The sequence below is a fragment of the Aureimonas jatrophae genome (genome assembly GCF_900104035.1).
GTDB lineage: Bacteria > Pseudomonadota > Alphaproteobacteria > Rhizobiales > Rhizobiaceae > Aureimonas > Aureimonas jatrophae.
In genome coordinates this window covers 107,087-115,768 of the sequence record NZ_FNIT01000010.1, presented here as the reverse complement: position 1 = coordinate 115,768, position 8,682 = coordinate 107,087, and the positions used below count along the sequence as shown (strand labels likewise).

Genomic DNA, 8,682 nt, shown 5'->3' with positions numbered 1-8,682 from the left:
GCGAGTGGATCGCGGCGGTCGGGGCCAGGACCGCGTTCATCGAGCCGGGCAGCCCCTGGGAGAACGGTTATTGCGAAAGCTTCAACTCCAAGCTCCGCGACGAACTCCTCAACGGCGAGATCTTCTACAGCCTAGCCGAAGCCCGGATCGTCATCGAGAGCTGGCGCTGCCACTACAACACCAAGCGACCGCACTCCTCGCTCGGCTACCGGCCACCCGCTCCAGCCACCGTGCCGTGGCCGGCTGCGCCACCCCAACCTGCTTCGCCGGCCACCTCTACCGTCGCCTGCAAGCCCACCATGCATTAGATTGAAACCGGGCCACCTAACCGGGGCAGGCCATGGCTCCGACCGCAATGATCCAGTCGCGCACCGCCTTGGCGATGAACTCGGGACCGTTCTTCGGGGCATCGCTTCACTGGATCGATGGCTGACCCTTTGAACTCGGAGCGGATGTGTCCCGGCACGCCGCGCAGGATGAAGAGGTCCGACCGGACGTTAATGACATCGTGGACCGCAACTTCCGGTCGATCCGGATACACGGCATTCTCTGGTGAACTCGTCGATGACGTCGGCGCAAACGCGCGAGCGTTTGTCGCCCGGCATGCGGAACTTACGCCTGTTATGGGTTCGGTCCGCAACGAAGTCATAGGACCAGACGTGGTTGGGACGCTCTGGTCGAAGCCGAACGCACGAGCCGTCGTTCAGCCAGAGCCGCCCGTGCTTCGGCTGCTTGGCTGGCACCTTCAGAACTTCCTGCCGTCAGATGCGCTCGACTTGGCTACGTTGACGAGCCAGCCGGTCAGGTCATCTCGCAGCAGTGACCCGGCTTTTCGTTGTACACGTCGACGCTACGCCCGGGTTCGATGAGGGACTTGTGCACCCTCGCGTCCGAGCGAACGATGGCGACCGACGAAAGCCACGCTGAGACGCTCCGCCTGGTCTACGTGTAGCGGTTGAACGAACGGCTCGGGCCGAGCGCCTGCGTCCGGATGTCGGCCCTGGAGCCTTCGGCAGCGGGCGGACCGCCTTGGCTGGTTTGGAACCAAGGCCTGGCCGGCGAGACCGGTCGGCGTCTGACCGGCTGCTTCGATGGATCATCGATCAGGCCGACTCAGCCCTTGGCCGCAATGGCGCCCAGTTCCTCCAGATCGAGGTCACGTTCGAGGTCGTGCAGGGTCTCGTCGTCGATCTGGTGCGTCCTGTGCAGACGGACGAGCTCGGCGCGGCCTGCCGCAACGGCGGCGAGGATGACGTCGAAGTGGTCGGCTATGCTCTGATCGCGTTCCGCCGCGCTGCCCTTGAACTCTCCCGAGACGGAGGCCCGGCGCCGGTAGCTGTCGAGAAGGCGCGGGTGCAGAAGGGTCCCGTCGACGGAATAGGCCTGGCTCTCGACCGCCGCCAGCTGCGCGCGCAACATCGCCGTCTCCGCCGCAAAGAGGTCGAGGGGAGGGTGGGCCCGCTCGTCCTCCCCGAGGTTCGCCCAGCCAATCACCAGACCGAGCGTCATGCCCTGCACGAGCACGGTCACGAGAATGGCGGCAAAGGCGACGACCAGCATCAAGTCGCGCTCCGGCATGGTTTCGGGCAGGCTGAGAGCCACCGCCAAGGTCACCACGCCGCGCATGCCGGCCCAGCTCATCACCAGAGCGGACCGCCCGCCCAACGGCTCGGCCCCTCGCCACCCACGGCGTTGAACCTGTCGAAGCACCGCATCGCCACCGAACACCCAGGCGAAGCGTGCCAGCGTCATGGCCGCTATCACAGCCGCGACCGGCCCCGCCATATCGTCCCAAACGACCCCGATGCCGCCGACCCGCTCCAGAACGCCGCGCAGCGACAGGCCGATCAGGATGAACACGGCCGCCTCGAGCAGGAAGATCAGCGTCTGCCAGAACGCCACCCCGCGCAGCCGGACGCTCGCGGTGAAGATGGTGTGTTGATACCAACCGCAGACCAAGCCGGCGGTGACGGTCGCGATGACGCCTGACACGTGCAGCATCTCGCCCAGAAGATAGCTGACCCAGCACACGAGGACGGAGGCCGCGATCATCAGGTAGTCGTCGCCGAGGCGCCGCAGCAGAAGCACCCACAGGGCGCCGATCGCGCCGCCCACCAGGAGCCCGCCGGCGACCAGGAACGTGAAGCTGCCCAATGCCTCGCCGAGACTGAACGTACCCGTCAGCGTGGCGGCGACCGCGAAGCGGAAGAGCACGAGGCCGGTCGCATCGTTGAGAAGACTCTCGCCCTCGAGCAGCGTGCCGAGCCGCCGCGACAGCTTCACCCGTTGCAGAACGGCCCGCGCCGAGACGGCGTCCGGCGGCGAGACGATGGCGCCGAGCGCCACGCAGGCAGCCCAGGGCAGGTCCGGCACGACGAGCTTCGTCGCCAGCGCCACGGCGGCTGCGGTGAACAGAACCGCGCCGACGGCCAGCGATGCGATGCCCGCAAGATGCCGCCGGAACGGGGCAAGGGCGGTGAACCATGCGCCATCCATCAGAAGCGGCGGCAGGAAGATGACGAGCACCAGTTCCGGGTCGAGCTCGACAGGCGGCAGGCCGGGGACGAAGGCCAGCGTGCCGCCTCCGATCAGGAGGGCGACGGCCGGCGGCAGCGACAGACGCTGCGCGATGTAGTGCAGCACCAGGACCGCCACGAACATCGCGACGATGAGCTCGAAGAGTTCGACCGGGTGCATGGGACGCTCGCAGGAGGAAGAGTCTCTTGTTCCATCCTTGCGACAAAGAAGCGGAGATCGCCAGGTCGACAACGCACGGCGCCTTGCGCCGTCGTGGTGTCGGCTTGTTCTCTCCTCCCGTCCGTCGCCCGGCGCCGGACGGCCACGGTCTCATGGCCGCGACCGGCGGGGTCTTCTTCCCGGTTGCCGTGGTTTGAGCGTCGACCGCTCAAGCGGATCGATGGCGCGCGTCCGCTCCCGCGTGTTCGACTAACAGGACATCGATCGGCGTGGCGGGTGGAAACCGTGCGGTCCGCTCCCCAGGGGCTCGGGGATGGCAGGGGACATTCCGCGACCCGCGATGCGGGGTGTTTGCGGATGCGGCGAACGGCTCTTCGAGCCACACGGAGGGGCCCGGCGCGTTCCAAAGGTTGCAGGAGGACGCCGGAGTTAGCCGCGGACCCATCTCGAAGATGAGCTGACGAGCCGCGTCGGCCCGCCCTGTCGCCGAACGCGGGTCGTTGGGGCTGGGCCAACGAGATGCTAGCCTTCGTACGATCCGTGAGGCGAGATGTCGGAACTGCCGTCGCCGAACCGGATCCGTGCACGGATCGGCTTCGCCATCGCCACACGATCCCGGTATCCCCGCCGGCCCCGTCGGGCCGAAGCTTGGGAGGTTCTGCAGGGCGACGGTGGTATCGTCCGCTTCCGGAAGGAAAACCTTGCATGGAGCCGCCGAGCCTGCCGCCGTTTATCAGGTCGGACCACGAGCTTTTGGGTGCCGGCGGATCATGGCCTCGGCAAGGCGAGCCGTGTCTCCCGAGGCTGATGGTCTCCGGACGCGCTCCTATCCAATCTCCGCTGGGCCGATCATGCGCGATCCGTCGGGCGCCGCAACCGCGGCATCTAGCAAGGCCTGCGCGATCCGGTCGGCCCGGTTGCCGCGCAGCCTCGTCGGCAACACGGATCCGATGGCGCGCAACGCCACCACGAACGCCCGCTCCGCGACCCGCGTCTCGGTCCGCTCGCCGAGGATGACGCCGGGTCGAACGATCGTCAGCGACGGGAAGCCCAGGTCCCTGACCGCCTCTTCCAGCTCGCCCTTCGTCCGCAGATACACAAACCGCGAACGGGGATCCGCGCCGGTCGAGGACGTGAGCGCGAAGCGCCGCGCTCCATGCGCCCGGGCGCGTCGGGCTACGGCGAGCTGAAGGTCGAGATCGACGGCCCGGAAGGCTGCCGCCGAACCCGCCTTCGCGCGCGTCGTGCCGAGCGTGCAGACGACGCCGTCAGCCGCCCACCACGCGTCATCGTGGGGCAGCGTCGAGAGGTCCGACACCGGGTTCGACAGCTTGTCGTGCGGCGGCAACGGCCGCCGGGTCGGCGCGACGATGGCGGTCACGCGGTCGTCCGATAGCGCGCGCCGGAGGACGTGGCCTCCGACCAGTCCGGTGGCACCCGCGATCAGGATCCTGGTCATGCGTCGTCCCTCCCTCGTTCTCGCCGCAACGGGGCCGCATCGGCACGGGCGGCTCGGCCGATAGGTCCACGTGTTTCCGCCATTCCATCTGCAATGCTCTTCGGCCTCGCAACCCCTTCGATCGGATCGAGGCCGAACGCGGCCACCTCCCGCGCGGGCGATTCCCACGAAGCCTTCGACGGCTCCCTTCATGGCGTGGGGCGCGCCAAGGCTCGGGATGCGGCCCTTCTTCGGCCCGCCAGCGTGCTTGGCGTCGGCATTGAGATCGTAGCGTTAACGCATTCCTTCCCCGGATCCCCAGATTTGGGGAATTCCCAATACCCGCCCGGCTCTACCTGAATGGCATCGAACCATGGTTCCCAGCCCAGCGGATGGAGCGCAGAGATGAGCGATCGGTATCGTCCCAACGAGCCTGCCTGTCCTATTCCCCTCGAACTCTTGGCCTTGCTCTTGCGCTCGCCCGACGAGCGGATTGTGGAGACCGTTCGCGAGCTTTCGCCCCAACACCGCGCGACGCTGGCGACCTACTGCGCAGGCCGCGCGCACATGCGACGGATCGGTCTCGTTATCGCCACGCAATGCAGCGAGCACGCACTCTGGGAGGTGGCCGGGCGAGTCGGCCTGGCCTTGTTCGAACAAAGCCAGGACCAGGCTTCGTTCGACCGCGAGACCGGTGCGACGGCGAAGCGCAAGGTATCCCTGGCCCGGGTTGCTTGAGAGGGCCTGATCGTCCGGATCCGGCAACGGAGACCATGGGCGCGTGGGTCGAGATGGACGTCGTCGGTCCCCGCATTCGCCCTTGGTCCGCCGGCCTGCGTCGGTGAACAACCTCGAAGCGCGACGGCAGACCGTGGAAGCCTTGCGGGTGCTCCCGTGATGGTGTCTCAGCGACCAGACCCTGATCGCGTGAGGTACGTATGGGCCTTCTTCTGATCCTCGCCATCGGCCTCGTCGCGGGCGTCGTCAGCGGCATCATCGGCACGGGTTCCTCGATCGTGCTCGTGCCCGTGCTGGCCTCCGTCTACGGACCCAAGGAGGCCGTGCCGATCATGGCGGTCGCCGCCGTCATGGCCAACCTCTCGCGCATCCTGGTTTGGTGGCGCGAGATCGAGTGGCGGCCGTTTCTCGCCTACGCCGTGCCGGGCGCACCGGCCGCGGCCCTGGGCGCACGCACGATGCTGGCCCTGCCGCCCGCCGTCGTCGACGCGGCCATGGGCAGCTTTCTGCTGGCCATGATACCGGTGCGGCATGAGATGGCCGCCCGCCTCGTTCGCCTCCGCCTTTCGCACATGGCCCTTGCCGGGGGCGTCATCGGATTCCTGACCGGCATTGTCGCCGCAACGGGTCCGGCCGACGTGCCGTTCTTCCTGGGATACGGCTTGACGAAGGGAGCGTTCATCGGGACCGAGGCTGCCGCCTCGCTGGCGGTCTACGCCGCCAAGGCGGCGACCTTCGGCGGATCGGGAGCCTTGCCGCTCGACGTGATCGCCAGGGCCTTGGTCGTCGGCGCCTCGCTGATGGCCGGCGCGTTCATCGCCAAGCCCTTCGTGTTGCGGCTTGCGCCGGACACATTCCGCCATGTCATGGACGGGCTGTTGCTGGTATCGGGAGCGAGCCTGATCTGGAACGCTTTCGCCTGAAGCCATCCACCTGGACGGGGTTCGCGATGGGCCGATCCCGGTCGGAGGTGGCGGCAAAACTTCACCCCGCACCGAGGGCGTTTCCGCCATCTTGGCCAGGCAAGCCATCGCGAACGCGGACATAGGCGGAACTTGTCTGCCGTTGCAGATCTCGATCCGTTCGCAGGCGGCGAGCACGACCGGAGGCCCCGATGCGCGTCTTGAACCGTTTCTTTCGCCGCGCACAGGCTGCGCTGGTGCCGCTGACCCCCTGGCCGGACGGCCCCGCGCCGGCGGACATCCCGTCAGGCTCCGATGGCGCGAACCCGATCCTTCGGCTGGTGGACGCCTGGCGCCTCCCTCGCCATGAAACGCGCACGGAGGTCGTGGCGCGTTGCGGCGTTGTACCGGATCCGATCTACGGATGGCCGGCGCTCGTCCTGGCCGACGCCGAACCCCTGCCGGGTGCACTGGCACCCTGGACCGCCAGCGCCTTCGAGCGCATCCCGCCCCAGTTCCCGATCGCTCGCTTCACGGCCCTGGCGTGGATCCGGGACGACGCGCACGCCAATCTGCGCTTCGTGGCCGACCATCTGGCGGCATCGCTCGGACCTGCGCCGGTCGGCCAGCGATGGAACACCGTCGTCGCCGCGTGGCGGTCGGGGCTGGCCGAGATCTCGCTGACGGCCTGGCCGCCGGAATGGCAGTCGCGTGACCTGCAGAACCCTTCCGAGGATCGCGAGCCGCGGTTGAGGACCGCTTGCCATGTGACGCTGACGACGGGCTTCCGCTTGTCTCTCAGCGCGCGAGAACGGAACTGGGTGACAGGCTTCCGGCCTCTCGCGTTCAGCGGCGATGTCGGAACGGCGCGCATGGCGAAGGCCGGCCGCCTCGCGCCAGGCGACACGGACCTCGAATATGTGCGCGACCCGGACGGCCTGGTCGAGGACCGGCAGCGTACGCTGGGTCTGTCGGCGGACGGCGCGGCGCTGATCGTGGTTTCGGACCAGCTCTTCGTCCTGCCCCGCACCGACATCCTGCGTCTCAAGGTGGTTCGTATGACGCCGGCCAAGGGCGGAGGCGGCTCGTCGCTTCACGCCCATTGCCGCACGCTCGCTCCCGGCGCGGACAGCCAAACCATCTCCCTCGCGCAGCACAGCGATCCCGACGGCATGACGGCGCCGGGTCAAGACCTCGGCAGGCGGCTCGACTGTTCGGTCGAGGTCAGCCCATACTACCCGGACTGCTGACGTTGCGAGGATAACCGCTGGGGTCTGCGGCGACCGGCTCGCGAAGCGCGACCGGGGCCGGCTGGCGTCGGTGGTAGCAGGAGGACATCATCGGGTGGCGACCGGAGCGATGCGGGCAGCGAAACGTCGTCCTGACTGGCCATGGGCGGGCACGGGCGCGCTTCTCGTCCTTCTGCTGCCTGTTCCGGTTGCCGCGGATCCGCCCGTGCCGGGCTATGCCGCCGTGAAGCGGGACGCCCCCGCCCGTCTCAGCCGGGCGAACGTCCGCCTCGCCCTTGCACCCGTCGATTGGCCGCAACATGGAATGCTGGTTGCGATCGGCAGCGTCGTGTCGCCCCGCGCGCGCTGGCTCGTCGTTGATCTCGACCAAATGACGGTTCGGCGGGCAACGACCCGCTTGGCGGATGGGGGTGGACCGGCGCGGATCGAGAGCGAGCGCATCCACACGATCTCGGCCGACGAGCGACGCGATGCGATCGCGTCCGGGAACGAGGTATGGAGCAGGCGGGATTCCGACCCGCCGGTGCTCGGCGAGCCGACAGACCGCCTGTGCAGCGTCGTCCTGTTCGATGGCGACGACGTCCTTCACGAGACCGGCTCGGATTGTCCGAGGCCCCGCCTGGTCGCGGTGCTGGAAGCGGTGGCGATGTCCGCCGCGAACCGTACCGGCTCGCCGGGGCATGCGCCGGCACCTCGTCCGGCAGCGGCCCCGATCGGCTCGGCGCATCGCGAGCCAGACGGCACGCTCGTCCTGGATCTGCGAGCCGAAGGCGAAGACGGGTCGGTTGCGGGTCACGGCGAGCTGCGCTACGCGCCCGGCCATCCGGACTACAACCATGTCCTGAGCCATTTGGGATCGATCCCGCCGGGCGGTGAGGTCCTGGTGCGGCCTTTCCCGTCGCGCTGGCCGGACGAGTCCGAGCGGCCTCGGTAGCCGAGATCCTAAGGTCGCCGCTGCCATCGCCGGAACGCGGTCACGTCGGGCGCTCCGCCTGCCGGCACCGCCGTTGGGTCTGCGGAACGGCGAGCGCCGGCTCAGCGATTCTCCAGCCCGCGTGAGGCGCGCTCGGCTCGGATCGAGGCCGCTTCCCGGCCGATCTGGTCGCGCAAGCCCGTCAGGCCTGCCCGCGTCTGCGTGTGGACGGCGGGATCCAGCGAGGGGTCGGGATAGCGTTGGTCCCAGAGGAGCACCGCGTCGATCGTCCGCTGAAGCGCGGGGATGTCGCCGAAGGCCCAGCCGTTGACCGAGGGTCCGAGCGTCTCGAACAGCGCCGAGAACAAGGTGGGCTCTCCGGTTGGATCCTGATGGGAGTGCGCGTTCAAACGGGAGCGCCAGCGCAGTTGTCCGGCGTAGAACCAGAACGTCGCCTCGTCGCGCTTGCCCGCCTGCATCAGGGGTGCCGCACGCAGCATGATCTCGCTGGGCGGCGCCTGTCCCGCCGTCTCGGCACCCGGCGGAAAGCGCGTCTCGTCCGCCACGCATGGGGCGGACGACAGAACGACGAGCGCGGCCGCCACGCGGCCGAGGGCGGTGAAACGACAGGGCATGAGCGGACCGACTCCCGGGCGACAGGTATCTCGATCGGTCGACGGCTATGTCGCCTCGATACCGGATCGGTCAAGGCGTCAGCCCTCGAACCGCATCCGCTTGGCGAGA

At 68.5% G+C, this 8,682-nt stretch carries 8 protein-coding genes and 1 pseudogene; 5 read left to right on the top strand and 4 right to left on the bottom strand.

Annotated features, from left to right (window positions below):
- Positions 1 to 308 (top strand): integrase core domain-containing protein (locus BLQ76_RS18110; RefSeq protein ID WP_139184032.1); only part of this gene is annotated, 308 nt, incomplete at its 5' end.
- 34 nt (positions 309 to 342) lie between these two features.
- On the opposite strand, the pseudogene BLQ76_RS18105 reads toward BLQ76_RS18110, so the two are convergent.
- From BLQ76_RS18105 to BLQ76_RS18095, 3 genes and pseudogenes are all read right to left on the bottom strand, one after another.
- Positions 343 to 761: pseudogene (locus BLQ76_RS18105) on the bottom strand (hypothetical protein); the annotation flags it as partial.
- A gap of 352 nt (positions 762 to 1,113) precedes the next feature.
- Positions 1,114 to 2,697, bottom strand: a complete 1,584-nt coding sequence (locus tag BLQ76_RS18100) for a Na+/H+ antiporter (protein ID WP_090676289.1) — start codon at positions 2,695 to 2,697, stop codon at positions 1,114 to 1,116.
- Between the two features lie 826 nt (positions 2,698 to 3,523).
- Positions 3,524 to 4,156 carry an NAD(P)H-binding protein gene (locus tag BLQ76_RS18095; protein ID WP_090676286.1) on the bottom strand — a complete coding sequence of 211 codons (633 nt, stop codon included), beginning with the start codon at positions 4,154 to 4,156 and terminating at the stop codon, positions 3,524 to 3,526.
- Positions 4,157 to 4,600: 444 nt separating this feature from the next.
- Between BLQ76_RS18095 and BLQ76_RS18090 the strand changes: the two genes are divergently transcribed.
- The 4 genes from BLQ76_RS18090 to BLQ76_RS22395 all read left to right on the top strand — a co-directional run bounded on the left by BLQ76_RS18090 (position 4,601) and on the right by BLQ76_RS22395 (position 7,959).
- A complete protein-coding gene (locus BLQ76_RS18090; RefSeq protein ID WP_090676283.1) occupies positions 4,601 to 4,873 on the top strand; it encodes a hypothetical protein in 273 nt (90 codons plus the stop codon).
- 200 nt (positions 4,874 to 5,073) lie between these two features.
- A complete protein-coding gene (locus BLQ76_RS18085; RefSeq protein WP_090676281.1) occupies positions 5,074 to 5,796 on the top strand; it encodes a sulfite exporter TauE/SafE family protein in 723 nt (240 codons plus the stop codon).
- Positions 5,797 to 5,987: 191 nt separating this feature from the next.
- Positions 5,988 to 7,025, top strand: a complete 1,038-nt coding sequence (locus BLQ76_RS18080) for a hypothetical protein (protein ID WP_090676280.1) — start codon at positions 5,988 to 5,990, stop codon at positions 7,023 to 7,025.
- 109 nt (positions 7,026 to 7,134) lie between these two features.
- Positions 7,135 to 7,959, top strand: coding sequence for a hypothetical protein (locus tag BLQ76_RS22395; protein WP_183193223.1), 825 nt, complete (start codon positions 7,135 to 7,137; stop codon positions 7,957 to 7,959).
- Between the two features lie 101 nt (positions 7,960 to 8,060).
- Here the strand turns inward: BLQ76_RS22395 and BLQ76_RS18070 are convergent, their stop codons facing one another.
- Complete coding sequence (locus BLQ76_RS18070; RefSeq protein ID WP_090676278.1) at positions 8,061 to 8,573, bottom strand: hypothetical protein; 513 nt, start codon at positions 8,571 to 8,573, stop codon at positions 8,061 to 8,063.
- Positions 8,574 to 8,682 lie beyond the last annotated feature (109 nt).

What these genes read in the sequence shown, in the direction of transcription:
- BLQ76_RS18100 (WP_090676289.1), bottom strand. Translation starts at nt 2,697, where the DNA reads ATGCACCCGGTCGAACTCTTCGAGCTCATCGTCGCGATGTTCGTGGCG.
- BLQ76_RS18070 (WP_090676278.1), bottom strand. Translation starts at nt 8,573, where the DNA reads ATGCCCTGTCGTTTCACCGCCCTCGGCCGCGTGGCGGCCGCGCTCGTC.
- BLQ76_RS18080 (WP_090676280.1), top strand. Translation starts at nt 5,988, where the DNA reads ATGCGCGTCTTGAACCGTTTCTTTCGCCGCGCACAGGCTGCGCTGGTG.
- BLQ76_RS18095 (WP_090676286.1), bottom strand. Translation starts at nt 4,156, where the DNA reads ATGACCAGGATCCTGATCGCGGGTGCCACCGGACTGGTCGGAGGCCAC.
- BLQ76_RS22395 (WP_183193223.1), top strand. Translation starts at nt 7,135, where the DNA reads ATGCGGGCAGCGAAACGTCGTCCTGACTGGCCATGGGCGGGCACGGGC.
- BLQ76_RS18085 (WP_090676281.1), top strand. Translation starts at nt 5,074, where the DNA reads ATGGGCCTTCTTCTGATCCTCGCCATCGGCCTCGTCGCGGGCGTCGTC.